This window comes from Heyndrickxia faecalis (assembly GCF_040267745.1).
Taxonomy (GTDB): domain Bacteria; phylum Bacillota; class Bacilli; order Bacillales; family Bacillaceae_C; genus Weizmannia; species Weizmannia faecalis.
The window spans coordinates 117,001-141,915 of the sequence record NZ_CP158453.1 but is presented as its reverse complement, the minus strand read 5'-3'; the positions used below and the strand labels follow the sequence as shown (position 1 = coordinate 141,915).

General features: G+C 44.9%; 22 protein-coding genes, 2 tRNA genes, 1 pseudogene and 1 riboswitch. Of the genes and pseudogenes, 1 reads left to right on the top strand and 24 read right to left on the bottom strand.

The genetic code is table 11. From position 1 onward, the window contains the following. Positions 1-10: 10 nt before the first annotated feature. The 3 genes from ABR335_RS00705 to ABR335_RS00695 are packed head-to-tail and all read right to left on the bottom strand — an operon-like array spanning position 11 to position 3,387. Positions 11-1,267 (bottom strand): restriction endonuclease subunit S, encoded by a 1,257-nt coding sequence (locus ABR335_RS00705; RefSeq protein ID WP_026683524.1) that lies wholly within the window; start codon positions 1,265-1,267, stop codon positions 11-13. Then, positions 1,257-2,777, bottom strand: coding sequence for a type I restriction-modification system subunit M (locus tag ABR335_RS00700; protein ID WP_350346402.1), 1,521 nt, complete (start codon positions 2,775-2,777; stop codon positions 1,257-1,259). The genes ABR335_RS00705 and ABR335_RS00700 overlap by 11 nt, the downstream gene beginning before the upstream one ends. 16 nt (positions 2,778-2,793) lie before the next feature. Further along, positions 2,794-3,387 carry a helix-turn-helix domain-containing protein gene (locus ABR335_RS00695; RefSeq protein ID WP_017550648.1) on the bottom strand — a complete coding sequence of 198 codons (594 nt, stop codon included), beginning with the start codon at positions 3,385-3,387 and terminating at the stop codon, positions 2,794-2,796. Positions 3,388-3,586: 199 nt separating this feature from the next. On the opposite strand from ABR335_RS00695, the pseudogene ABR335_RS00690 reads away from it, so the two are divergent. Then, a pseudogene (locus ABR335_RS00690) lies at positions 3,587-4,081 on the top strand (transposase); the annotation flags it as partial. A 537-nt stretch (positions 4,082-4,618) separates the two neighbouring features. Here ABR335_RS00690 and rlmH read toward each other — a convergent pair. The 21 genes from rlmH to ribD form a co-directional block, all read right to left on the bottom strand. Then, the gene (gene rlmH / locus ABR335_RS00685; protein ID WP_035183097.1) at positions 4,619-5,098 is read right to left on the bottom strand and encodes a 23S rRNA (pseudouridine(1915)-N(3))-methyltransferase RlmH; all 480 of its coding nucleotides are present in this window, start codon (positions 5,096-5,098) and stop codon (positions 4,619-4,621) included. 297 nt (positions 5,099-5,395) lie between these two features. Then, positions 5,396-6,658 (bottom strand): S1C family serine protease, encoded by a 1,263-nt coding sequence (locus ABR335_RS00680; RefSeq protein ID WP_026683520.1) that lies wholly within the window; start codon positions 6,656-6,658, stop codon positions 5,396-5,398. A gap of 217 nt (positions 6,659-6,875) precedes the next feature. Beyond that, positions 6,876-7,670: an MBL fold metallo-hydrolase gene (locus ABR335_RS00675; RefSeq protein ID WP_061565617.1), complete on the bottom strand. Its 795-nt coding sequence runs from the start codon at positions 7,668-7,670 to the stop codon at positions 6,876-6,878. Between the two features lie 16 nt (positions 7,671-7,686). After that, complete coding sequence (locus tag ABR335_RS00670) at positions 7,687-8,469, bottom strand: two-component system regulatory protein YycI (RefSeq protein WP_026683518.1); 783 nt, start codon at positions 8,467-8,469, stop codon at positions 7,687-7,689. Next, complete coding sequence (locus tag ABR335_RS00665; protein ID WP_014096630.1) at positions 8,456-9,739, bottom strand: YycH family regulatory protein; 1,284 nt, start codon at positions 9,737-9,739, stop codon at positions 8,456-8,458. Before ABR335_RS00665 ends, ABR335_RS00670 begins: the two co-directional genes overlap by 14 nt. Continuing rightward, positions 9,736-11,556, bottom strand: a complete 1,821-nt coding sequence (gene walK, locus ABR335_RS00660) for a cell wall metabolism sensor histidine kinase WalK (protein ID WP_014096629.1) — start codon at positions 11,554-11,556, stop codon at positions 9,736-9,738. The genes ABR335_RS00665 and walK overlap by 4 nt, the downstream gene beginning before the upstream one ends. Before the next feature lie 4 nt (positions 11,557-11,560). Further along, positions 11,561-12,271 (bottom strand): response regulator YycF, encoded by a 711-nt coding sequence (yycF, locus tag ABR335_RS00655; RefSeq protein WP_014096628.1) that lies wholly within the window; start codon positions 12,269-12,271, stop codon positions 11,561-11,563. A gap of 449 nt (positions 12,272-12,720) precedes the next feature. Then, positions 12,721-12,793: transfer RNA gene (locus ABR335_RS00650), tRNA-Phe, on the bottom strand. Between the two features lie 31 nt (positions 12,794-12,824). After that, positions 12,825-12,900: transfer RNA gene (locus ABR335_RS00645), tRNA-Asp, on the bottom strand. Between the two features lie 349 nt (positions 12,901-13,249). Next, positions 13,250-14,539 carry an adenylosuccinate synthase gene (locus ABR335_RS00640; RefSeq protein WP_014096627.1) on the bottom strand — a complete coding sequence of 430 codons (1,290 nt, stop codon included), beginning with the start codon at positions 14,537-14,539 and terminating at the stop codon, positions 13,250-13,252. A 174-nt stretch (positions 14,540-14,713) separates the two neighbouring features. Continuing rightward, on the bottom strand, positions 14,714-16,069 hold the full coding sequence (gene dnaB / locus ABR335_RS00635; RefSeq protein WP_014096626.1) for a replicative DNA helicase: 1,356 nt from the start codon (positions 16,067-16,069) through the stop codon (positions 14,714-14,716). Positions 16,070-16,288: 219 nt separating this feature from the next. After that, positions 16,289-16,732 carry a 50S ribosomal protein L9 gene (rplI, locus tag ABR335_RS00630; protein ID WP_014096625.1) on the bottom strand — a complete coding sequence of 148 codons (444 nt, stop codon included), beginning with the start codon at positions 16,730-16,732 and terminating at the stop codon, positions 16,289-16,291. Next, on the bottom strand, positions 16,729-18,702 hold the full coding sequence (locus ABR335_RS00625) for a DHH family phosphoesterase (RefSeq protein ID WP_061565616.1): 1,974 nt from the start codon (positions 18,700-18,702) through the stop codon (positions 16,729-16,731). The genes rplI and ABR335_RS00625 overlap by 4 nt, the downstream gene beginning before the upstream one ends. Before the next feature lie 35 nt (positions 18,703-18,737). After that, positions 18,738-19,685, bottom strand: a complete 948-nt coding sequence (locus ABR335_RS00620; RefSeq protein WP_026683516.1) for a YybS family protein — start codon at positions 19,683-19,685, stop codon at positions 18,738-18,740. A 150-nt stretch (positions 19,686-19,835) separates the two neighbouring features. Next, positions 19,836-20,075: a 30S ribosomal protein S18 gene (gene rpsR, locus ABR335_RS00615; RefSeq protein WP_013860883.1), complete on the bottom strand. Its 240-nt coding sequence runs from the start codon at positions 20,073-20,075 to the stop codon at positions 19,836-19,838. Positions 20,076-20,119: 44 nt separating this feature from the next. After that, a complete protein-coding gene (gene ssb / locus ABR335_RS00610; RefSeq protein ID WP_014096622.1) occupies positions 20,120-20,614 on the bottom strand; it encodes a single-stranded DNA-binding protein in 495 nt (164 codons plus the stop codon). Positions 20,615-20,675: 61 nt separating this feature from the next. Next, complete coding sequence (rpsF, locus tag ABR335_RS00605; protein WP_014096621.1) at positions 20,676-20,963, bottom strand: 30S ribosomal protein S6; 288 nt, start codon at positions 20,961-20,963, stop codon at positions 20,676-20,678. A gap of 253 nt (positions 20,964-21,216) precedes the next feature. Then, the gene (gene ribH / locus ABR335_RS00600) at positions 21,217-21,687 is read right to left on the bottom strand and encodes a 6,7-dimethyl-8-ribityllumazine synthase (protein WP_014096620.1); all 471 of its coding nucleotides are present in this window, start codon (positions 21,685-21,687) and stop codon (positions 21,217-21,219) included. 12 nt (positions 21,688-21,699) lie between these two features. Beyond that, on the bottom strand, positions 21,700-22,893 hold the full coding sequence (locus tag ABR335_RS00595; RefSeq protein WP_014096619.1) for a bifunctional 3,4-dihydroxy-2-butanone-4-phosphate synthase/GTP cyclohydrolase II: 1,194 nt from the start codon (positions 22,891-22,893) through the stop codon (positions 21,700-21,702). Between the two features lie 17 nt (positions 22,894-22,910). Continuing rightward, on the bottom strand, positions 22,911-23,558 hold the full coding sequence (locus tag ABR335_RS00590; protein ID WP_014096618.1) for a riboflavin synthase: 648 nt from the start codon (positions 23,556-23,558) through the stop codon (positions 22,911-22,913). Then, positions 23,539-24,660: a bifunctional diaminohydroxyphosphoribosylaminopyrimidine deaminase/5-amino-6-(5-phosphoribosylamino)uracil reductase RibD gene (ribD, locus tag ABR335_RS00585; RefSeq protein WP_211062416.1), complete on the bottom strand. Its 1,122-nt coding sequence runs from the start codon at positions 24,658-24,660 to the stop codon at positions 23,539-23,541. Before ribD ends, ABR335_RS00590 begins: the two co-directional genes overlap by 20 nt. A 107-nt stretch (positions 24,661-24,767) precedes the next feature. Then, positions 24,768-24,907: riboswitch (FMN riboswitch) on the bottom strand. Positions 24,908-24,915: the final 8 nt, after the last annotated feature.

The following is a 24,915-nucleotide window of genomic DNA, read 5'->3' as shown; positions in this document are numbered from 1 at the left end:
CTTTTATTCTTTAATTTTGTTCTGATAACACTTCTTCATCCAACGGGACACGGATTTCTCCGGACATTAATTTAGGTAGAAGATTGTCACGTATAGAAGTTAGTACTTTATTTTGATCACTGTTATTTCTAATAATTGAAAATTGATAATCCAAAATACCAGAAAACTGTTTTATTAAATCCATATCTTCTGGTATTACAACAGATAGATTTTTTAGATTTTTTTGGTTTATTTTTAATTGAACTGCTCCCGTTACTGCAGAACTAACATTTGTATTTTTTAATAACATGTAAACAAATTCCTCTGAATAATCATTTTTACCTTTAATGACGTGAGCATGATTATTAACCCAAAATTTCCCCCACACATATTGAAGTATTGGATAACCTAATTCATCAATTACTGTACCATCTTCTCCAAGCAAAACATAGACACCATCAAATATATAATCATCAACATAATCCATTAGAGATGAAGCTCCGTAATAAGGATATATCTTTTCTCTTTTGTCTCTCTCATTTTTAGATAATGGTATTCTCTTTGAATTGTAAAGTGTAATTAATTCACTTAATTTAGATACTTCCCACCCCTTCGGTATCATCCCCAACTCACTCTCAACCATTTCGCCGCCACTTGATTTATATGGCTCGCCATTTTCATTCGGAAATTCAAAATCTACAAACCAATGTTTAAACAATGCTTGAGCCATTTCTTCCAACTTTTCGTTGATTTGATTGTTCGTTTCAATTTTTTCGTCTAAGGTTGAAAGGATGTTGGCTATGGCTTTTTGTTCTTTTATTTCACGCATAGGTACTTTAACCTTTTTTATATTATAAATAGGCAACTTCGGTTGTGTTGATCCTACTATACCTTTATAAATCTCATGCTGTCCTATTTCAGAAGATAAATAATAATATAGATAATCTTCGTCAATGTTTTTAAAATTTATTAGTTTAACACAGTTTTCCGTCAAGTTTGCACCATCTAAAGATTCACTAATCTTAGATACTAAACCTATTGTACCAACTATTGATAAGATAATATCATTTTTTGATACAGTATATTTTTTTATAGCATTAAAAACATCTTCAGTTACATATTCGAAGTCGGGGGTTATTCTTAAATTTTTTTGTCCATGCATATCTTTAACACGTATATAGGGATGGTTTGTTTTTTCCTTCGATAATTTAGTTCCTTTTGGTAATCTTTTTCCTCCCTTAATTTCTACCAGATTACCTAATTCTTCTAAAATTATTTCAGATTTCATACCCAATCCCCCCTAGATTTTTTCTAATCTCTTCTTCCAATCGGTGGGATTTTTCAAATAGTTCTCTTAATTCACTGGTGAGGGTTTCCATTTTTTCTTCAAATGGTATACCATCATCCTCGACATCACTTATTCCAACATAGCGTCCGGGAGTTAATACATAGTCATTTTGACGGACATCTTCTAAAGTCGCTGATTTACAGAATCCCTTGATGTCTTCATATTTCCCATCTGGTTTACGCCAGTTTCGGTATGTTCCTGCAATTTTTTGAATATCTTCTTCCGTTAATTCACGAAGGCGGCGGTCAACCATTTGACCCATGTTTCGGGCATCGATAAATAGAATTTCATGTTCACGACTTCGGTATTTTGGATGATTTTTTTTATTACGGTTTAAAATCCATAAGCTCACTGGTATTCCTGTTGAATAGAATAATTTGTCAGGCAAAGCAACAATGGCATCGACTAAATCCGCTTCAAGTATGTTTTTACGGATTTCCCCTTCATTCGATGTACTGGAACTTAACGAACCATTTGCTAATACAATACCAGCTGCGCCATTTGGTGAAAGGTGATAAATCATATGCTGTAACCATGCATAGTTGGCATTGCTCGCTGGCGGTGTACCGAATTTCCAACGAACATCATCCACTAATTCATTTCCGCCCCAGTCACTCACATTGAATGGAGGATTGGCAAGGATGAAATCTGCTTTCAGCGTTTTATGTAAATCATTATGGAACGTATCCGCATGATGTTCGCCGATATTCCCCTCTATTCCACGGATAGCAAGATTCATTTTACAAAGCTTCCAAGTCGTTGAATTGAGTTCCTGACCATAAATAGAGAGATTATCAATTTTTCCTTGATGGCGTTCAACAAACTTTTCACTTTGAACAAACATGCCGCCACTACCACAACAAGGGTCATAAATCCGCCCTTCATACGGTTCAATCATTTCAACCAATGTTTTAACAACACTTTGTGGCGTATAGAACTCGCCACCGCCTTTTCCTTCTGCACTGGCAAACTTACCTAAGAAATATTCATAAACTCGACCAAGTAAGTCTTTTTCTTGTTTGCTGTGCAATTTAATGGTTGAAATGAGGTCTATCAGTTCTCCTAATCGGCGTTTATCAATCTCAGGGCGGGCATAACGTTTATCTAACACACCTCTGAGTGACGGGTTTTCTTTTTCAATTTCAATCATCGCTTCATCAATATATTGACCGATTTTCGGGTCTTTCGCACGGTCTTTAATGAAGCTCCAACGTGACTGTTTCGGTACCCAGAAAATATTCTCTGCTGTATATTCATCGCGGTCTTCTTCAAAACCTTCTCCTTCTTCAACTAACTCGTTATACTTCATTTCAAACTTATCAGAAATGTATTTTAAGAAAATCAATCCTAAGACTACGTGTTTATATTCGGATGCATCCATGCTTCCACGTAATTTGTCAGCAGATTTCCAAAGTGTTTCTTCGAATCCAATCTTTGCTGTTTCCATCATGAAGTCTCCTTTAATTCTAGTAATTAAAATCATCTAATACTTCGAATAATTCGCTTTCAAATTCATCTTGTTCTGGGCCTGTTGACACCCAATCTGGTAACACTTCTAAATAATGTGCTAAAGCTTCTATTGTTTTATGAAAAACCGGTTCATGCTGTGCCTTATCTAAAAGTTCAAGAACCAATTTAAATGTGTCGAGATAAGGTTGATGTTCAGCACGATTAAGCATGTTCCGAAATTTTTCAATTAGTTTGGCTTTTTCAATATCGTGTTCTATTTGATTCAATTCCTCTTTGTCATAAACTGGCACTTCAACAAGATCATTTTCTTCCCCAATGAGGAACTGTTCTTCATATTTCGTGATAATAGGCTGTAAATCCCGTTTTAATTTTTCTTTTTGAATCTCCAGTTTATCCAAATCAGTTAATTCTTTCGAAAAGTATTTAGCGTCTATGCCAAAAATTTGTTCCAACGTAGGTAAATGTTTTTTGGAGATCTTTTGCTTTCTTTTAATCCAAAGATTAATATTTTGCTTTTTAATTCCAAGCTTTTCGGCCAGTTCAATTTGCTGCATACCATAAAGTTCAAGGATGTATTCTAAACCTATCAATTGATCACCTGCCAAAATATTGTCTGGGTCAATATAGTTATATTGTAATAGGTAAATAGCTTCCAGTCAATCAAACATTTACTATTATAGGTTGAGTCTGTAAAATTGTGTAAAAAGGAAATATAAAAAGAGCCACGTTGCTTTCCCTTTGATAGAATGAACATTGACCAAAACAAAAACAAAAAGGAGGTAAGCAACTATGGCTCAATACAATATATTACTATAAGCGATGAAATTCTGCATGGGTTCCTGTCGCAAGATCAACGACTGGCCAAACTATTGGAACAGGTCTTGAATCAAATCCTTGAAGCTCAGTTAACGGATCAACTTGGCGCCGGCCGTTATGAGCGCACAGAGGAGTGAAAAGGCTATCGAAAGGGTCTTATCCCCGCCAATTGACGACTCGGGTAGGACGGTTGACCTTGCGCGTGCCGCAGACAAGGGATGGGGAATTTTCCACCGAACTCTTTCAACGCGATCAACGGGCGAACAAGCTCTGGTACTTGCCCTCATGGAAATGGTCGTAAACGGAGTGTCTACCCGCAAGATCGCCCAAATCACAGAAGAATTGTGCGGGACTTCGTTTTCCAAGTCCACGGTCTCCTCGTTGTGCAAAGGACTGGATCCGATGATCCAAAATTGGAATCAACGTTTCCTTCATGAACACGTGTATCCGTTTGTATTGGTCGATGCAAATTCAAGTTCTGCTAGTTCTCTAAACAAACTGAATAAAGAACTAGAACAGATTGAAAACCGCTTGTTGGAAATCCAGCAATTGCAAGACAAATATATGGAAGCTTTTGAAAAGAATACACTCCCGATAGATATCCTACAAGAAAGATTACAAAAGGTTTCCAATGAAAAAAGAGAATTAGAACAGAAGAAAAATGAGATTACATTACATTTGAGTTCTTCTGACTCAAAAGTTATTCAACCGGAACTCATTGAATTGTTACTTGAAAAGTTTCTATTCGTTTATAAGCAGACATCAAGAGAAAATCAAAAACAATTACTTCAGTTATTGATCGATAAAATTACAATTAAACAAACAGGAAAATCAAGAACCATTAAAAACATTGAACTTGAATTCGATTTTACAGAAGTCAACATATCTAAAACCTTTATACTTATCCACATGTTGTATCGTAAAGCGGATAATGAAACTGATTATCCACAGCCAATACCCGCTTCCGACAATAAAATTCCACCTTATCTTCAACAATTTTTACCTCTATTTATGATACGGTTCCCCCCTAATAATCCGAAATGCGCGGTAAATTTGTTCGACTAAGATGAGCCGCATGAGCTGGTGGGGGAAGGTCATTTTTGAAAAAGAGAGGCTTTCGTTGCCGCGCTGCAGAACCGCTTGGCTTAAGCCGAGACTGCCGCCGATCACAAAGGCTATTTTGCTTTTGCCGTATGTTGCAAGGCGGTCGAGTGAATCGGCCAGTTCCTCTGACGACTTCATTTTCCCATCGATCGCCAGGGTGATGACATAGGTGTCCGGGCTGATTTTTGCAAGAATCCGCTCGCCTTCCTTCTGCTTTACCAGCTCCATTTCCGCTGCACTCAGCATTTCGGACGCTTTTTCATCCGCTACTTCGATGATTTCAACTTTTGCATAAGCGGAAAGACGTTTTAAATATTCCTGAATGCCTTGTTTCAAATATTTTTCTTTTAATTTTCCCACTGTAACGATAGAGATATTCACAACTTACACCCACCTTACCCACAAGCTATTGACAAGAGTTATCCACATATCCACAGAAACTATCCACATTTTGTGTGGGAATAACCGTTCCATACAAGATATATTTCACCATTTTTCGCTATTCACAGCCTGTTTATAACCTTCTTTTCGAGCAATTTCCACAAATATCGCCCGTACAAAAATTTTTTTCAACAAAATGTTCATTTCCGCTGCAGTCCGCAGCACGCTTTGCCCTGTTGATAACTGAATGCCGCAAAAAAAGGAAGGAAAAGCTTTCCGCCTTTCCTCCGCAGTTTGTTAATTGCTTCCCGAAGCGGTCCCGAGTGTTAATGTGAATGTTTTCGGCTGGCCGTTCCGGTATACCGACACTTTCACCTTATCGCCGGGCTGTTTATGCTCATACAGATATTTCCTTAATTCCACGGTGTTGTTAATTTTTTGATCGTCCAGTTTGTAAATGACGTCAAATTCTTTCAAACCGGCTTTACCGGCAGGGGACCCGTTTTCAATAGAGCCAATCACAACGCCGGTCGTCACATTGGTAGGCAATTTTAACGTTTCCTGCTGCTGGTAAGCCGAGATATCCGAGACGTTTACAATCCCGACACCCATTGCCGGGCGGGTAATTTTCCCTTTTGTTTCCAACTGGTGAATGACCGGTTTTGCTGAATTAATTGGAATCGAAAATCCGATGCCTTCAACCGACTCATTTGAAATTTTCATGGAGTTGATCCCGACAACCTGGCCGGAAATATTGATTAAAGCACCACCGCTGTTGCCAGGGTTGATCGCAGCATCGGTTTGAATAACTTCTTCCTGCCAATCTTCCGTTCCATCTTCGTCGATATCCACCGGAACAGTCCGATTCAACCCGGAAACAATCCCTTCTGTAACAGATCCGGCAAATTCTTCACCAAGCGGGTTACCGATCGCAATGACAGATTCTCCAAGTTTTAATGCATCCGAATCACCGAATTGGGCAACCGTTGTCACATTGCTGCCGTCTATTTGTAGAACGGCCAGATCCGTATATTTATCGCCGCCGACAAGTTTGGCAGAAAGCTTTTTCCCGTTCGATAAGGTCACCTCCAGCGCATTTGCCCCTTCAATCACATGGTAATTGGTGACGACATAAGCTTTATCACCGGCTTTTTTGTAAATAATCCCGGAACCGGATCCGGCTTCCTGAGAAGAAGAGGAAGAAGATTTTGAGTCCTGCCCAAACATATCATCAGACCAAATACTTTGTTTTTGAATGTTTGAGACGCCGACAACCGCTTTCTCCGTCTTTTCCACTGCTTTTGTAATATCGGTTGTCACCTTTAACGAGACGGTTTTCGTTGTTTTTGCCGTTGACGTGCTGGTATTTGCCACAGAATTTGAATCTACCGCAGAAGAGTCTGAGTTCGTTTTTCCAAAAATATTTGGAAAAAGAAGGGCTACCACAAGCGCCCCCACAATCACGCCAATCAGCCCGGAAAGAAAATAACCAAATTTTCCGCCGCTCCGCCTGTTTTCTTTTCCACGCCGTTGGCCGTCCTGATCATCATAATATCCCATTGCGCACCACCCTTTCTGTACTGATGAGGAAAATAGAAGTTAGATGAAGGAGCTCTTTTTTGCCCGTTCTGATTCCATTATAATGGCTGATAATTAAAAATTACTAAAAATCAAGCGCCAAAATAAAAAGAAATATGGCCCGCCTGCCGATTAAACGCTGCCCCGGTTGTTGGCGGCGGGCCCCACAGCGACAGATTCTGCCACCGGATTGCTCTGGTTAAACAGCTGTTAAGGCCGTTGGAATTTTCGGGTCCGTATCATATAATGAAAACGTTTCGCCGACCGCCAGGCCCTGTTCCTGAAGCGTTTGGGAAACCGCCATCCGCGCAAGGTCTTTCATATTGTTATCTTTGCTTAAATGGGCAAGGTATATTCGTTTTGTCCGGTCCCCGATCACTTCGCTCATCGCAAGTGCGGCATCTTCATTCGACACATGCCCGACATCGCTCAAAATGCGCTGTTTTACACTCCACGGGTACCTTCCCATCCGGAGCATCTCCACATCGTGGTTGCTTTCAAAAACAAAAATGTCCGCATTGGAAATCGTCCCTTTCATCCGATCGCTGACATAACCTGTATCCGTAATGATGACCAATTTTTTGCCGCCTTCATGAAAAATATAAAACATCGGCTGGACGGCATCGTGGGAAACGCCGAATGACTCAATCTCAAGGCTTCCGAACGATTGGACAGATTCCATCCCGAATGAAAACTTCAAATCTGTTGGAATCTCTCCAATCATGCCTTCCATCGCCGACCATGTTTTGTCATTGGCATAAATCGGGAGCTTGTATTTCCGTGCCAGCACCCCGATTCCTTTAATATGGTCACTGTGTTCATGCGTAACAAGGATTCCGCTTAAATCGGCAATATTGCGGCCAATCTGCCCGAAAAGCTGTTCCATTTGCCTTCCGCTTAAACCGGCATCCACTAAAAAAGCATGCTGCTCTGTCTCCACATAGATCGCATTTCCCGTGCTTCCGCTCGCAAGTACACTAAATTGCATCCCCATCGTATCCTCTCCAAAATTATTGTGCATTTTCCATTTCGTTGACCTGACCTTCAAATGCATTGATAAATAATTGCTCTGTTTCATTCCCGTGTTTTACTGTAAAATGCCATGTCGGCACAAGCACCTGGAGTTCCGGCACCCTCGTATAGTAACCGAGTTCCGCCTTCGTCACTTTGCTGTTCGGTTTCAGCGTTCCTTTCTTATATAAGGCTTCCACCGCCTTTACCGCCGACAATGTCTCTTCTTCTTCCCGGTAGATTTTAATATTGGTCAAATACGTCTGGTCATAGGAAATGATTTCATTCTGGTCATTTAAATACACGGTCAATTTCGCGTTCTTATTATTAAAAATCATTTTTCCGTTATATGTCTCATAAAAGACGGCCTGATTCAAGTCTTTATCATAGTTCCACAGTTTATAGCGGCTGCCGTAAAGCATATTTTCCTGAATAACCGCCTCCAGCTGGTCCGTTTTGATTTTTGTTCCCAATTTCACCGGCTTATCAAAAGCGGAACTGAGTTGATACCCGTTCACGATTTCCGCCTGCTGGTTTTTCAATTTTTTCAAGTCTTTTGCGGTAAATACTTTTTCTTCCGCGCTGATATACGGCCGTTTTGCCTTTCCTTTCGGCAGGTTCACGAACGTAATGTTTGCAGCCTTTAAACTTTGTTCCGCTGTCGGGCTGCCAATGACTTCATACTGATTTTTGACATGTTTGAAATACAACTGGCAGGAAAGGTAAATATCAAGCACCAAGAAAACAAGAATAAAGATTGTTTTTGTTTTACTCCAGTCCATCTTCATCCCCCCCTGCCATTTTCCAAATTCCGTCTTCGCAATAATACCAGGCCGGCTGCAGCGAAAGGATATCGTCACTGTCTTTTTGTAAACGGTACCCGACTGCAATATCTCTCACCTTGTTCATTTGAACGGAAGAGTTTGTCTGCAAGCCGGCGATTACATCCTGAGCCGGCGGGAGTTTAACAGCAGCCGGTTTTAACGGCAGGTTGAGCGACAGGTTGAAATACGGGCGGACATACTTGTAAATTTCCGATTTGCCTAAGTATTCCCGGATCTCCGCCATGCCGTCATCGTTAAAAACAGGATAGCCGTCTTTAAAAAGCCGGAACGTGACTTCATTTTCCCGCTCATTGATTTCGAAATACTGGTACTGGTCCGTCCAGCCGCTGTGCTGGTTAATAAAATCAATGGCCCGCGTCAGCAGATGGTTCGGATCGGAGCTGTACCCGATGTCTTCCCCTGGATTCACGAAGGTTAAGACTTTATTGGATTCATCTGTCCGCAACAGGCTGATACCATTTGTATATTCCCCCGCCACTTTCTTTACAAAGTTTGGATCGGCAAACAGCGCTTTTTTAAATTTATCAATTTCAATATCGGTTGTCGCATATTTGTACTGGTTCACCACCGGATTTCCGGCAGGCAGGTAGATTCTTCTCGGGCCGGAAAGGGCAAAGGCAGTATACGGCTTGTACAAAGATTTGTTGTCGTTCAGTTTTGAGATGAACACCTGAATGGATTTTTGATCTGTGCTTGCCTCATATACTTTATTGGACGCCGTTGAAATAAAGTAAACATGGTTTAAGTTTTTGGTTCCCTTGTTTAATTCGATAACAATATGGTCAAAATCGGCATCCGGCACTTTTTTATTGGCAAAGTTCAGGACCGATTGATAGACACTGAACGGGACAGGGGCCGGAAAGTCCAATTCAATTCTGTTTTTTCCGTACATTAAATTATACAGGTCTTTTTTTTGCAACAGGCGGGAGCTGCTCATATCAAATGTCCATGTTCGAAGCAGATTCATCACCCGTGAAATTTCCCCGTCATGAACCGTGCCGGTTGTCCCGTCATTCTCATGGTAAAGTATTTTGTCAGGGAGGATGATGCCGGGCACCTTTTTTTCCTTCGCAATCGCGATATTGTCCAGATCTTTTAAGTTGAGCAAGTCATAATTCGGCTGGTTGTTCCAAATCAGCCACGTTAACAACAAGCTCAGAAGCACGAGCAACGTCAATATGATGGTTTTTGCTTTTTCAAGACTCATAGCCACTCATCCTCTTGTGCCGGTTCGTAGGGAAGGGTAAAGTAAATGGTCGTTCCTTTTCCTTCTTTACTGCTTGCCCAAATGCTTCCGCCGTGCATTTCCACCATTTCTTTTGCAATTGCAAGGCCGAGCCCTGTTCCGCCGAGTTTGCGGCTGCGCGCTTTATCAACACGGTAAAAGCGCTCGAAAATTTTCTTTACGTTTTCTTTCGGGATGCCTACACCCTGGTCAGAAATGCTGACTTCAATTTTTTCGTTCAGTTCCCTCAGCTTAAACGTAATCTGGCCACCTTCAGGGGAGTACTTCAACGCATTGGATATAATGTTGTACAACACCTGGGTCATTTTATCTTCATCGATTTCCACAAAAATTTCCGTATTCGGCAGCTTACGTTTGAACGTGACATTTTGCTGCTTTGCCATTTCAAACCGGTCAATGACATGGTGGAAAAACTCCACAAAATTGACCCACTCTTTATTTAAATGTTCGTCTTTGCTGTCCATTTTTGAAAGCTTCAGCAAATCATTCACCAGCCGGATCATTCGTTCCGTTTCATTTTGCGTCACGCCTAAAAACTGCGGTGCAATTTTCTCATCTTTCCATGCCCCGTCTGTTAAAGCTTCCAAATAGCTTCTCATCGTGGTCAGCGGCGTTCTCAATTCATGGGACACATTGGCCACAAATTCGCGGCGTTCCATATCAATTTTCTCCTGCTCGGTGACATCATGCAAAACCGTAATCAGGCCGCTGACAAAACCGGCTTCATTTTGAATCACCGAAAAATTCGCCCGTAAAATATACGGTTCTTCCTCCGTACTGAAGTCAAGGATAACGGAATCCTGCTCTGTCAATAAATCATCAAACTTATGTTCATTCTCAATTTTTAAAACCGATATAAGCGGCTGGGAAAGCACTGTTTCACGTGAAACATCCAGCATCTCGGCAGCCGGCTCGTTAATTAAAATAATCCTTCCTCTCCGGTCGGTCGCAATTACACCGTCTGTCATATGGGTCAGGATGGAGTCGAGTTTTCTTCTCTCGCCTTCCGTGCTGGCCTGCGCCTCCTGCAGCTTTTTTGTCATATGGTTAAACGAATAAGCGAGCTGTCCGATCTCATCATTCCCGATCACTTTGACTTTCCGGGCAAAATTGCCGCGTGCCATCGCCATCGCCTGCTTGCGGATCTCACTGAGCGGCTTTGAAATCGTGCGTGCGGTAATGATGCCAAGCAGGGCTGTAACCAGTACGGCAATAACCGTCCCCGTCATAAAAATCTGGTTAATCGCCTGCACCTGGCGGTAAACCGTTTCAATTTTGGAGACAAGGTAAATGATTCCGATCAGCTCACCATTTGCTTTAATCGGGGAAGCCAGCACCCACATTCGGTCGCCAGTCTGCTTGTCCAAATAAATCTGGTCTTCCGGCTGGCCGGTTACACGGACGCTTTTGACAATATCTTCGGTTGTTTTTTGGCCGACAATGCTCTGGTCATTGGAAGAAGTACCCAAAATAACGCCGCTGTGCGCGTCGATCAGCCGGATTTCAGATACATCCGTGCTTTTAAAATCGCCCAGTACTTTCCTCACTTTTAACGTAATATCCGCCGCCTGGTTCTGCTTTTTCGTCAACAGGTCTTCAATACTGTATTCAAGCACATTGACCTGGTCGTATATCGATTTTTTAAAATTCGTCTCGAGCTGGTTTTCCAGCTTATTGATAAAATACACCCCAATAATCTCCATCGCGACGACGATCAGCAGAATATAAATCAGGACAAACTTAAAGTGAATAGACTGGAAGAATTTCACCTTATTCATTTGGCTACTCCTGTTCAGGGTTGCGCAAATAATAACCGACACCGCGCCTTGTCACAATCCACTCGGGGTGGCTCGGGTTATCTTCCACTTTTTCGCGGAGCCGTCTGACCGTTACGTCCACTGTCCGGACATCGCCGTAATAGTCATAACCCCACACGGTTTCAAGCAAGTGCTCACGCGTCATCACTTGCCCGATATGCTTCGCCAGATAGTGGAGCAGCTCAAATTCGCGGTGCGTCAGTTCAATTGTCTCGCCGCGTTTTGAGACGACATAAGCATCCGGATGAATGACAAGTGAACCGATCGCAATTTCATTGGATTCCTCTTCCTCACCCGGAGCCGCGGGCGTCTGCTGGTGCCGCCGCAAATTCGCTTTGACACGGGCAATCAGTTCACGGGTGCTGAAAGGTTTTGTGACATAATCATCGGCACCGAGCTCAAGGCCGAGCACTTTATCAATTTCCGAATCTTTTGCCGTTACCATAATGATCGGCATATTGTATTTTTTCCGCACTTCGCGGCAAACTTCCATGCCATCCCGCTTCGGCAGCATAATATCAAGGACAATTAAATCCGGCTGCACCTCTTCCACCTTTTCCAATGCTTCCTCACCGTCATAAGCGCAATACACCGTATAGCCCTCTTTTGTTAAATTAAACTGCAAAATATCGGCAATCGGTTTTTCATCATCCACGACCAAAATTTTTTTATCCATCGTCCATACTCCTTCATTTAAAATGCGCCATTTTCATTGATTGACATCTATCTACAATTTTCTATCATCTTTAGTCTTTATGTTCCTAAAAAATCTCATTTTCCCCGAATCATGGCGAACAGCAATGCCCCTGGAAATCCAGAAGCATTGCTGCTCTGTATCAAAGGATTCACAGGCAGCTTCCAGCAGCCATACTATTACAATTTTAACTTACTTGCATAAAAATTGTCCAATTCTACTGAAACCATGCCCCCTGGTAATATCTATCAAGAGTGCCGGGGGATACGGCTTGCATCCTGTTTTCCATTCTGGCGGGTTAGAAGAGCCATATAATAAAAAAGCACTCGATGGGCTACATAGCTTGAACAGGCACGAAATCGGGGGTTAGGTGAACCATATAATAAAAAAGCACTACGAGAGTCTAAGTCATCGCAGTGCTTTTTAGTAAATGGCCCGGGACGGAATCGAACCGCCGACACAAGGATTTTCAGTCCTTTGCTCTACCGACTGAGCTACCGGGCCCGAACCGAAAACAAATATGTATAATTAAAAATGGCGGTCCCGACGGGAATCGAACCCGCGATCTCCTGCGTGACAGGCAGGCGTGATAACCGCTACACCACGGGACCATTGTGCATTTTGTAACAACAGAAGTAATGTTATCATATCTATCATCCATTTTGCAACACATTTCTACAAATTTTTTAAGTGAATGGCAATCGAAATTTCAGCAAATGTTCATTTTCAAGCATGGCCGCCGTAAAAGATGGAAAATCATGACCCACTTTAAAACAATATAAAAACGGCGAGAAACCCCTTTTATGGGATCTCGCCGTTTTTTCCGTTCTAGTGGACATTCTGGGATGAAAATCGCTTTTAGCAACCTCACCCGATGATGCTTTTTCATCGGTTTTCTTTTCGACGTGGTTCCACTACCGTTTTTCCGGCAGCCCAAATCCGATTCGTCCGGGTTTTCCGTCACACCCGCCAGACACTTTGCACCACAATCGTCTGCAGGCGGTCCGGACCGACGGAAAACATGGAAAGGGGAACCCCGGTCAGTTGAGAAATGCGCTCTAGGTAATGGCGGGCATTGTCCGGAAGCTCATCAAGGGAACGGCAGCCGGTAATATCTTCCGTCCAGCCCGGCAGTTCTTCGTAAACCGGTTCGCATTCAGCCAGCACTTTTAAGCTGGCCGGGAACGCTTCAAGCACTTTCCCTTTATAGCGGTAGGCGACACAAATTTTCAACGTTTCAATGCCGGTCAGTACATCGAGCAGGTTTACGGACAAGTCTGTCAGGCCGCTCACCCGGCGCGCATGGCGGACGACAACACTGTCAAACCAGCCGACACGGCGCGCTCTTCCTGTCGTTGTGCCGTATTCATGTCCGGTTTCGCGGATCCGGTCGCCGGTTTCATCCAAAAGCTCTGTCGGGAACGGGCCATCGCCAACACGTGTCGTATAAGCCTTGGCAATGCCGACAACATGGTTGATTTTCGACGGGCCGACACCGGAACCGATTGTGACGCCGCCGGCAATCGGGTTGGATGATGTGACAAACGGATAAGTTCCCTGGTCAATATCGAGCATGACCCCTTGCGCCCCTTCAAAAAGGACGCGTTTGCCCGCATCAAGCGCGTCGTTTAAAACAACCGACGTATCGCAGACATATTGTTTAAAGCGCTGGCCGTATTCGTAATAAGGCTCCAAAATTTCTTCCAGCGTAAAGCCTTCCGTTTCGTATATTTTTTCAAACAGACGGTTTTTTTCCTCAAGATTGCGCGTCAGTTTTTCTTTGAATTCTTCGTAATCAAGCAGATCAGCAATCCGGATACCGGTCCTTGCTGCTTTATCCATATACGCCGGGCCGATCCCTTTTTTCGTCGTGCCGATTTTATTGCTGCCTTTCCGTTCCTCTTCTGCACCGTCCAGTTTAATATGGTAAGGCAGAATGACGTGCGCACGGTTGGAGATGCGCAAGTTTTCCGTTGAAATACCCCGTCCGTTCAGATAATCCAGTTCCTCGACGAGCGCCTTTGGATCGACGACGACACCGTTTCCGATAACACAAATTTTGTCTTTATAAAAAATCCCCGACGGAATCAAATGTAATTTATACGTTTCCCCATTAAAACGGATGGTATGGCCCGCGTTATTCCCGCCCTGATAGCGGGACACCACTTCCGCATTTTCAGAGAGGAAGTCGGTAATTTTTCCCTTTCCTTCGTCCCCCCATTGTGTACCTACCACGACAACTGACGACATTGAGTGCACCTCCGCATATTTTACAAATCATGATTTCCATCCATCATTTTACCAGCTTAAACCGCCAACAGTCAATGTAAATCCGAACATTTATATATTTTTTCAGCGTTTTTATTCGTAAAACGCACAAAAAAAGCCTTTCCCCGAAAAGGAAAAGCTTCATATCGATACTTGCTATGCCGGAACAGGCGCATCGTCAAACCGCCGTTCCAGGTTCACAAATTTATTGTACTCTTTTATAAAAGCGAGCTGGACGGTGCCGACCGGGCCGTTCCGCTGCTTCGCAATAATGATTTCAATGATGTTTTTATTCTCCGTGTCCTGTTCATAATAGTCTTCCCTGTACAGAAAAGCCACGATATCAGCATCTTGTTCAATGCTTCCCGATTCACGAATATCGCTCATCATCGGGCGCTTATCCTGCCGTTGTTCGACGCCCCGGGAAAGCTGGGAAAGGGCAATGACCGGCACTTCAAGTTCACGCGCCAGCGCCTTCAGCGATCTTGAAATCTCAGAAACTTCCTGCTGCCGGTTTTCCCGGGAACGGGCGCTTCCTTGAATCAGCTGCAAATAGTCGATGACCACCATGCCAAGCCCGTGCTCTTGTTTCAGGCGCCGGCATTTCGAGCGGATTTCCGTTACCCTTACTCCAGGGGTATCATCAATATAAATGCCGGAATTAGAGAGGCTTCCCATTGCCATCGTCAGTTTCCGCCAGTCTTCGTCTGTCAGCGCCCCGGTCCGGAGCCGCTGGGCATCGATATTGCCTTCCGCGCACAGCATCCGCATGACAAGTTGTTCAGCGCCCATTTCAAGGCTAAAGATCGCCACATTTTCCTCTGTCTTCGTGCCGACGTTTTGCGCGATATTGAGGGCAAATGCCGTTTTCCCGACAGACGGGCGCGCCGCCACAATAATCAAATCATTGCGCTGGAAACCGGCTGTCATCCGGTCAAGCTCGTAAAACCCTGTCGGTATCCCGGTGACGTCGCCTTTCCGGTTATGGAGCATTTCGATGTTATCATATGTGCTGACAAGGACATCTTTGATATGTTTAAAATCGCCGGCATTTTTGCGCTGGGCCACTTCCATAATGCTGCGTTCGGCTTCATCAAGCAGTTCATCGACATCGTCTTCCCGCGTATAGCCTTCCTGGGCAATATGGGTGGCAGTCCGAATCAGGCGCCTGAGCAAAGCTTTCTCAGCTACAATTCCGGCATAGTAAGCGATATTGGCCGCTGTCGGAACGCTTGCGGCCAGTTCGCTCAAATAAGAGAGGCCGCCTGCATCTTCAAGCTGCCGGGTGGCTGATAATTCTTCCGCCACTGTTACAAGATCGACTGCCTTGCCGGCATCATTCAGCTTCGCAAACACCTGGAAAATTTTTTGATGGGCATTCCGGTAAAAATCCTCTGCCGTCAAAATTTCCGAAGCTGTTATAAATGCAGAAGGCTCCAAAAAAATGGCACCAAGCACTGCCTGTTCCGCCTCAATATTTTGGGGGGGAATGCGGTCTTGCAATTCATTCATTTTGAATCCTCCATTTTATCCTAAATCATCCAGTTCCGGCACCAAACATAAGCATGCCGGGGAGAATGGCAGTTTAACCGGTAACCCGTTTGCCGTAAGAGAACCGCACACTTATTCCAAATAGAAAAAATGTGATCACGATAAAATGGATCACATTTTTCTGCACGTACTATTATTTTAACACGCGGAAAACAAAAAGAAAGCTGGTAAAATACGTTTCTATTCGGAAACGTGGACATTGAGCACTGCCGTTACGTTATGATGTAATCTGACCGGCACTTTCGTGTAACCCAAAGTGCGGATCGCATCCGGCAGCTCTATTTTTCTTTTATCCACCTGAATCTGGAAGCTTTTTTTCAGTTGTTCAGAGATTTGTTTGCTTGTAACCGAGCCGAACAGTCGCCCGTCCTGGCCCGATTTGGCTTTGATTTCAACCGTTATGTTCTCAAGTTTCTCTTTTAATTTTTTGGCTTCTTCCAGTTCTTCCTGCGCCAGTTTTTCTTCTTTCCGTTTTTGGGCTTCCATGCTTTTCAGATTGGCAGGCGTCGCTTCTATTGCCGCCCCGTTTTTGAACAAATAATTGTGGGCATAACCATCCGCCACATTTTTAATGTCTCCTTTTTTTCCTTTGCCTTTTACGTCTTTCAGGAATATGACCTTCATGATTGCTGACTCCCTTCCATATACTCTTCTATCACTTGAATGAGCTTTTCTTCTGCCTCATCAACCGTTATATTTTTCATCTGGGTGGCTGCATTGGAAAGGTGCCCGCCGCCATCCAGCGTTTCCATAATGATTTGCACATTGACGCTTCCAAGCGACCTTGCGCTGATCCCCACTTCATTCTCGCTGCGCCGTCCGATGACAAAAGAAGCATCGACGCCGTTCATCATTAAAATCGTATCGGCAGCCTGCGCCATTAAAACAGGGGAATAAATGGTATCATTTTTCCCTTTTGCCACCGCGATGCCGTTTAGCGGAAATTTAACGGTTTCCACAAGCTTGGCGCGCTGGATATACGAACGCAAATCTTCTTTTAAAAATTTTTGTACAAGCACCGTATCGGCGCCCTGGGCACGAAGATAGGATGCTGCATCAAACGTCCGTGAGCCTGTCCGCAATGTAAAACTTTTTGTATCCACTATTATACCAGCAAGCAGGGCAGTTGCTTCAAGCATATTGATTTTGCCGTTTTTCGGTTGGTATTCCATCAATTCGGTTACAAGTTCGGATGTCGAAGAGGCGTACGGTTCCATATAGACAAGCAGCGGGTTTTTAATAAAGTCTTCCCCGCGGCGGTGATGGTCAATGACAACGACATTTTCAATCCGCCTGACGATTCGTTCATCGATGACAAAGGAAGGCTTGTGCGTATCAACGACAACAAGCAATGTGTCATCCGTCGCCATTTCAAGCGCCTCATCCGGTGTAATGAAGCGGGCATACAAATCCGGATACTGTTTTATTTCCCCAAGCAGCCGCTTGACACTTGTGTCCGTTTCACTCGGATTTAAAATAATATAGCCGTCTTTTTGGTTGATTTCCGCCACTTTCCGGATGCCGACAGCCGCTCCGATGGCATCCATATCCGGAAATTTGTGGCCCATGATCATCACTTTGTCTCTTTCCATCATGAGTTCCCGCAGCGCATGGGAAATCACGCGGGCCCGGACCCTTGTCCGCTTTTCAACCGGATTTGTTTTGCCACCGTAAAATTTCACTTTTCCGTTCGCCTGCCGGATGGCAACCTGGTCACCACCGCGCCCGAGGGCAATGTCGAGACTCGATTGGGCAAGCTCCCCAAGTTCGGGGAGGGACGGGACACCTGCGCCAACCCCGATGCTCAAAGTCAGCGCCACGTTTTGCTTCGCTGTGGCCTCCCTGACTTCATCAAGAATCGAGAATTTATTGTCTTCCAATTCATGCAAAATCCGTTCATTAAATACCGCAATAAATTTATCAGACGAAATTCGTTTAAAAAACAGGCCGAACTCCATTGTCCATTTGTTTAAAATCGAGGTCACGAGACTGTTCAGGCTGCTGACAGACTGGTCGTCCATGCCTTGTGTCACTTCATCATAGTTGTCCAAATAAATAATGGCGATCACGGTCCGTTCATCTTCATACAACTGCTCGACTTCGGCCTGTTCCGTAATGTCGAAAAAATAAAGCAGCCGCTCTTCCAGTTTCAGGACAACCCTGTACTTCCTTTCATTCAGACTAATCGTCTCGGAATGCATTTCCTGCTTAATCAGCGGTACGAGCACTTCCGCTACATCATAAAGGGAACGCCCGACAAGTGTATCTTCATTAAAGCAGGAGGCCATAAACGGATTTGTCCATTCAATGATGTAATCTTCATTGTACAGCATGATCCCGATCGGCATTTCCATCAGCGCTTCTTCACCGACGCGTTTGACCCGGTAGGAAAGATTGGAGATATAGCGTTCGATTTCTTCGCTCGACCGTTGTTCCACGTAAAATGCGCAGTAGGATAACGCCCCGAGCACAACAATGCCGGCTGCCGTTATCCACCAGTGGTAAAAGAAAATAATACCGAGCAGGATGAGAGACACTGCAATTAAGCCGTATAACGGATAGCGCATGAACCGTTTATTGTAGTAAGAAGGCATACCTTCAGCTCCTATATTGAGAAACTAAGAAAGGGTCACTTTTGAATCATCCGCCTGAAATCAAATCCTAAATCCATTATACCGAATATCATAACAAGATAAAGCAGCGGGCTGAATATGATTGATAAAATGACGGCGAAAGCCAGTAACCCTTTTGGCCATTTTTTCTCGTGGCTGACAAAGCTTATAAAAGCGTACCCCTGCAGCAAAATGAGAATTTGGAAAATCAGCATCAGATTCAGAACCGCTTTTGCAAAGAAGCTGCCCGTGTCCCCGTGCATCAGCAGGTTGGCCACCATTGCCAGAATGAAATACCATAAGATATTTCCCGGCAGCCGCATTTCGCGGAAAGGTTGAAAGGACGGAACCGGGACACCGAAACGTTTGGCGATTGGAAAGTTCACAGAAATGAGCACAAAAACGGCGATAAAGGCAGAAAGCAATAACAAGCTCGGCAAATAGACAGAGTACATCTGGCTTGCGACATCGGCCATTTGCGCAAACCTGTCCTCATAGGCCTGTGATTCCCCCAGACTGTTGACAAGCGCTTTTGACTGTTCAATTGACTGCTGCATGATTTTTAAGTTTTCCGCGATGATATTCAAGTGGAAAAACTTCAGGGTGGCAAACAGCCCGATGATCGTGATGGCTAAAAAGGTCAGGCTGGTTGCTATGTATATAAATAATTTAGATTTTTTTCGCTGAATAGCGTATCCCATAACAAATCCAATACAAACGAAAAAAACGGCCATCGGGATTGCCATGACTGTTCCCATAATGGCAGACACAAGCAAACAAACCAGACAGAAGACAAGAATTGAACGCAAAGAATATTTGGCACAAAACAGGATAAAAGGCAGCGGAAGAAAAACCAAAACAATTATCCGGATCACCGGGACATGCAATGCAACAAGCAGCATGACGCCGAAAACCGCTGCAAGCATCGCCCCTTCTGTCAGCATTCTTGTTTTTTTCACACGCATGCTCCCTTCAAAAAACCATCATTTCCCCTCATTTTACCATAACCATTCCATGAAGCAAAAAGATAATGAAATGAAAAAAGACAACCTGAAAACAGGTTGTCTTTTTTCATTCATATATTGAAAGAAAAATCCAGTTGCTTTTTCCGCTGCTTATTTGTCTTCTGCAACATAAGGAAGCAACGCCATTTGACGTGCGCGTTTGATTGCAGTTGTCAATTTACGTTGGTATTTTGCACTTGTACCCGTTACACGACGAGGAAGAATTTTTCCTCTTTCAGAAATGAACTTTTTCAGCAAGTCCACATCTTTATAGTCGATATGGGTAATATGGTTCGCTGTAAAGTAGCATACTTTCCGGCGTTTCCGTCCGCCTCTGCGTCCACCTGCCATTTTTTCACCCTCCTTTATATCACAACTTTACGGGTCTTCCCGCATTAAAACGGAAGATCATCATCAGAGATGTCAATCGGTTGTCCATCATTTGAGAACGGATCTTCATCAGGCTTTGAATCATTACGCTGATACTGATTTTGATTCTGATTGTACCCCGGGAAAGCACTCCCTTGGTTGTTCCCGTAATTCTGGCTGCTGCCGCGTTCCTGATTCGCACTTCTCGGTTCAAGAAACTGGACGCTGTCTGCCACGACCTCTGTGACATACACGCGCCGGCCATCCTGAGCTTCGTAGTTGCGTGTCTGAATCCGGCCGTCTACGCCTGCCAGACTTCCTTTTTTTAAGTAGTTGGCCACATTTTCAGCCTGCTTTCTCCAAACAACACAATTGATGAAATCCGCTTCCCTTTCCCCCTGCTGGTTTGTAAACGTACGGTTTACAGCCAGGGTAAAAGTAGCAACCGCTACTCCGCTCGGCGTATAGCGCAAATCGGGATCTTTTGTCAGCCTGCCTACGAGAACAACACGGTTCAACATCAGAATCAACCCCTCTCATGATTCAAAATCCGTTTCACGTGAAACGTTTTATCGTTAAAAATTATTCTTCTTCTCTTACAACAATGTGGCGGATAATATCACCGTTAATCTTCGCCAGACGGTCAAATTCCTGGACTGCAACCGGTTCAGCATTCACGTTGATGATATGGTAGTAACCATCACGGAAGTCCTGAATCTCGTATGCAAGACGGCGTTTTCCCCACTCTTTCGATTCGATGATTTCCGCACCCTGGTTGTTGAGGACATTGTCAAAACGCTCAACAAGCGCTTTTTTTGCCTCATCCTCAATATTTGGGCGGATAATGTACATAATTTCGTACTTTCTCATCTGTTTGTCACCTCCTTATGGACTATGCGGCCCTTTTATTCAAAAGGGCAAGGAGCAATGGTTCAAGCATTCATTACTCACAAGTCGTAAGTATACCATATCCCGCAGGCAAAATCAATTGTCTTAAGACTCCATCCCGCTTTTTGCTATCGCTGACATCCCTATTTTATCAAACATACGTTCCTTTCGCAAGGGCTTTTTTATAAAACGGACTTAAGTTTTTACATCAAAAGCAATAACACCCTTTTCAAATTTATGCTTCTATTTTCCGGATGACATTCGCCATTTCGATCGCGCTCACTGCCGCATCCCAGCCTTTATTGCCTGCTTTCGTCCCGGCTCGCTCAATCGCCTGTTCAATCGTGTCGGTTGTCAGAATCCCGAAAATGACAGGTGTTTCTGTAGAAAGGCTTGCATGGGCGACTCCTTTTGCCGCTTCTGCACTTACATATTCAAAATGCGGGGTCGCGCCGCGGATCACCGCGCCAAGTGCCAATACGGCATCATATTTGTCCGTTTCTGCCATTTTTTTTGCCGCCAGCGGGATTTCAAACGCGCCCGGTACCCAGGCAAGATCAATTGCTTCTTCTTTAACGCCATGCCTTAATAATGCATCCTTTGCCCCGCTTACAAGCCTTGTTGTAATGAATTCATTAAAGCGGGCAGCAACCATGCCGATTTTTAAGCCGGTTCCAACCAGATTGCCTTCAAATATTTGTCCCATTTTGATCTCCTCCTATATATGCAGCAAATGCCCCATTTTTTCCGCTTTCGTACGCAAATATCCTTCATTTTCACGGACAGGCGCGATTTCAACCGGCACTCTTTCCGCAATTCGGATACCGTAACGCGTTAATGCCTCCACTTTATCAGGATTGTTTGTTAAAAGCCGGACTTGTGTTGCCCCGAGATCTTTTAAAATTTGCGCAGCGATGCAGTAGTCGCGCATATCTGCCGGAAATCCAAGCCGGCGGTTGGCCTCCACTGTATCCAATCCTTTTTCCTGCAGCCGGTAAGCTTTCAATTTATTCAGAAGCCCGATCCCCCGGCCTTCCTGACGCATATAAACGAGGACACCGCGCCCTTCTTTTTCAATCCGCGCAAGGCTCCGGGCAAGCTGCGGGCCGCAGTCGCAACGGAGGGAACCGAAACAATCACCGGTCAGGCATTCGGAATGGATCCTTGCCAGCACCGGCTCTTCACTGCTTACTTCCCCTTTTATAAGGGCAACATGTTCTCCCCCTGACAGCAAATCTTTGTAACCGGCAGCCCGGAACGTGCCGTAACGCGTCGGCAGCGTGATTTCCGCTTCTTTTTGAATCAGTTTCTCATGTTTTTTTCTGTACTCGATTAACGATTGGATCGTCACCAGTTTTATGCCGGAATTTTTGGCGATTTCCTCCAGCTGGGGAAGGCGGGCCATCGTGCCGTCTTCATTCATGATTTCGCATATTACGCCTGCCGGATTTGCGCCTGCCAGTTTTGCCAGGTCAACGGCTGCTTCCGTATGGCCAGACCGTTCCAGGACGCCGCCTGCTTTGGCCACTAACGGGAAAATATGCCCCGGCCGGTGAAAGTCTTCGGCTTTTACCGCGTCTTCTGCCAGGTGCCGGACCGTTTTGGCACGTTCAAATGCGCTGATGCCGGTCCGGGTGGCAGCATGGTCAATGCTCACGGTGAAGGCCGTTTCATGGCTGTCGGTATTTTGCCGTGCCATCGGGTAAAGATCGAGCTGCTGTGCTTTTTCCGCCGTAATCGGTGCACAGATGAGCCCGCGTCCTGCTTTGGCCATCAAATTGATCATTTCCGGTGTCGCTTTTTCCGCAAGGCCGATAAAATCACCTTCGTTTTCCCTATTTTCATCATCGACGGCAATCACGACTTTTCCGGCCTTTAAGTCTTCTACTGCTTCTTCAATGGTATGAAACAAGTTTTTCACCCCTTTGTTTACATAAAACCTTGGTCTTTTAAGAGCGCCATCATGCCGCTCTCTTTTTCCGCCCGTTCTCCGTTCCTGAACAGCCCTGCCATATACTTGGCCAAAATATCGCATTCAATATTCACGGCATCGCCAATCTTTTTTTCCGGCAATATCGTATGCTGCTGCGTATGCGGCACCAATGAAACGGTTAATTGCCCGTCCGCAGCCCCGAACACAGTCAGGGAGGTGCCGTCGAGTGCAACCGAGCCTTTTGGGATCAGAAAGGCGGACAGGGAGGAGGGAACAGAAATCGTGATATAAACGGCATTTTCCATCCTTTGTTTCAAACAGACCGTGCCCGTGCCATCAACATGCCCTGTGACAAAATGCCCGCCGAACCGCCCGCCTGCAGCCATTGCCCGTTCAAGGTTGACCTTGCTGCCGATGTTCAGCCCGGCCAATGCCGTGCTGAAAAATGTTTCAGGCATGACATCAGCCGTAAATGCATTTGGCGTATAGGATGTGACGGTTAAGCAAACACCGTTCACTGCAATGCTGTCGCCAAGCCGTACATCTTGGAGAACCGTCCTGGCCTGTACGGCAAGCTTAAGGGAGCGGGGGCCTCTTTCCACACGTTTCAATATGCCGATTTCTTCAATAATCCCTGTAAACATGCGCCGGCACCTCCTTTTGGACGGCAGCCGTGATTTTTAAATCAGGCCCGATCTGTTCCACTTTTTCAAACCGGAGCGGCAAAGCATCGGCCACCTTGCCAAACCCGTGTCCACCGAAAGGGGACGGCGCGTTTTTCCCGCCGATCACTTTCGGGGCAATGTAAAAAATATACTGCTGCACTGCGCCTTCTTTTAAAAATGAGCCGTTTACTGCCGCGCCGCCTTCGACGAGTAAAGTCATGATGCCTTTTTCCCCGAGCGCTGCTAACACGTCACGGATCAAGAGGTGGGCATGCGGCATGCGGACCACTTCGACATCAAGCTGCTTCAGACATTGTTCTTTTTCTTTTGGTGCATCGCTTCCGCAAAAAATAATGGTTGGCGCATCGCCGCTTAGCACTTTCGCTTCCGGCGGGATGCGCAAATGGGTGTCTAATACAATGCGAATAGGATTTTTCCTGGAATGGGGCAAACGTGTGGTGAGAAGGGGGTTATCATGGAGAACGGTTTGTATGCCGACAAGTATTGCATCATGCCTGCTTCTTAACCGGCGGGCATCACGCCTTGCTTCTTCACTTGTGATCCATTTGCTGTCACGGGTTTCAGATGCAATTTTTCCGTCTGCCGTCATGGCGGTTTTGACAGTGACAAACGGTGTTTTCGTTTGAATAAAGTGGAAAAAAGGGCGGTACAACTTTTCCGCTTGTTCCTTCAATATCCCGGTTTCCACTTTTACTCCGGCTTGCCTGAGCTTTTCTATTCCTTTGCCTGCGACAAGCGGATTGGGGTCCAATGCAGCGATATATACTGTTTTGATGCCTTTTTCAATTAAAAAATCTGCGCACGGCGGCGTCTTTCCGTAATGGGCACACGGCTCGAGCGTCACAAAAACTTCAGCACCCTCTGCAAGCGGCCCGGCCTGTTCCACCGCAAGCCTTTCCGCATGTTTTTCTCCCGCCTTTAAGTGGGCCGCCATCCCGGCGATCGTGCCGTTTTTCACGACGACACTTCCAACCGGGGGATTCGGGGAAGTCTGCCCGGCCACACTTTCGGCCAAATGGAGTGCAAGCTGCATATAATCTTCTTTTTGCAATCCTTTCATGCCTCCTGTATGCAATTTCCGCCAACATATACCCGTGAAAACAAAAAACCCGCACGAAGATGTGCGGGGCAAAACGGCATCATGAAATACACGTTCCAATGAAACGTTTGATCCTTCTCCCATCCAGACTGTCACTGTCGGCTTTGGAATTTCACCAAATCCACCGCATTCCGGAGAATACGGGTCACGGGCTTTGAGTTTCCTCATCACCGCCGGTCGGGAATTGCACCCTGCCCCGAAGGAAAATATTCGACT

Coding starts and splice junctions, on each gene's coding strand:
- ABR335_RS00620 (WP_026683516.1), bottom strand. CDS start 19,685: ATGCGTGTGAAAAAAACAAGAATGCTGACAGAAGGGGCGATGCTTGCA.
- ABR335_RS00705 (WP_026683524.1), bottom strand. CDS start 1,267: ATGAAATCTGAAATAATTTTAGAAGAATTAGGTAATCTGGTAGAAATT.
- walK (WP_014096629.1), bottom strand. CDS start 11,556: ATGAATAAGGTGAAATTCTTCCAGTCTATTCACTTTAAGTTTGTCCTG.
- ABR335_RS00675 (WP_061565617.1), bottom strand. CDS start 7,670: ATGGGGATGCAATTTAGTGTACTTGCGAGCGGAAGCACGGGAAATGCG.
- rplI (WP_014096625.1), bottom strand. CDS start 16,732: ATGAAGGTCATATTCCTGAAAGACGTAAAAGGCAAAGGAAAAAAAGGA.
- rpsR (WP_013860883.1), bottom strand. CDS start 20,075: ATGGCAGGTGGACGCAGAGGCGGACGGAAACGCCGGAAAGTATGCTAC.
- ABR335_RS00640 (WP_014096627.1), bottom strand. CDS start 14,539: ATGTCGTCAGTTGTCGTGGTAGGTACACAATGGGGGGACGAAGGAAAG.
- yycF (WP_014096628.1), bottom strand. CDS start 12,271: ATGGATAAAAAAATTTTGGTCGTGGATGATGAAAAACCGATTGCCGAT.
- ABR335_RS00665 (WP_014096630.1), bottom strand. CDS start 9,739: ATGAGTCTTGAAAAAGCAAAAACCATCATATTGACGTTGCTCGTGCTT.
- ABR335_RS00625 (WP_061565616.1), bottom strand. CDS start 18,702: ATGCCTTCTTACTACAATAAACGGTTCATGCGCTATCCGTTATACGGC.
- dnaB (WP_014096626.1), bottom strand. CDS start 16,069: ATGAATGAATTGCAAGACCGCATTCCCCCCCAAAATATTGAGGCGGAA.
- ABR335_RS00700 (WP_350346402.1), bottom strand. CDS start 2,777: ATGATGGAAACAGCAAAGATTGGATTCGAAGAAACACTTTGGAAATCT.
- ABR335_RS00680 (WP_026683520.1), bottom strand. CDS start 6,658: ATGGGATATTATGATGATCAGGACGGCCAACGGCGTGGAAAAGAAAAC.
- rpsF (WP_014096621.1), bottom strand. CDS start 20,963: ATGAGAAAGTACGAAATTATGTACATTATCCGCCCAAATATTGAGGAT.
- ABR335_RS00590 (WP_014096618.1), bottom strand. CDS start 23,558: ATGTTTACAGGGATTATTGAAGAAATCGGCATATTGAAACGTGTGGAA.
- ssb (WP_014096622.1), bottom strand. CDS start 20,614: ATGTTGAACCGTGTTGTTCTCGTAGGCAGGCTGACAAAAGATCCCGAT.
- ribD (WP_211062416.1), bottom strand. CDS start 24,660: ATGAAAGGATTGCAAAAAGAAGATTATATGCAGCTTGCACTCCATTTG.
- ribH (WP_014096620.1), bottom strand. CDS start 21,687: ATGGGACAAATATTTGAAGGCAATCTGGTTGGAACCGGCTTAAAAATC.
- ABR335_RS00670 (WP_026683518.1), bottom strand. CDS start 8,469: ATGGACTGGAGTAAAACAAAAACAATCTTTATTCTTGTTTTCTTGGTG.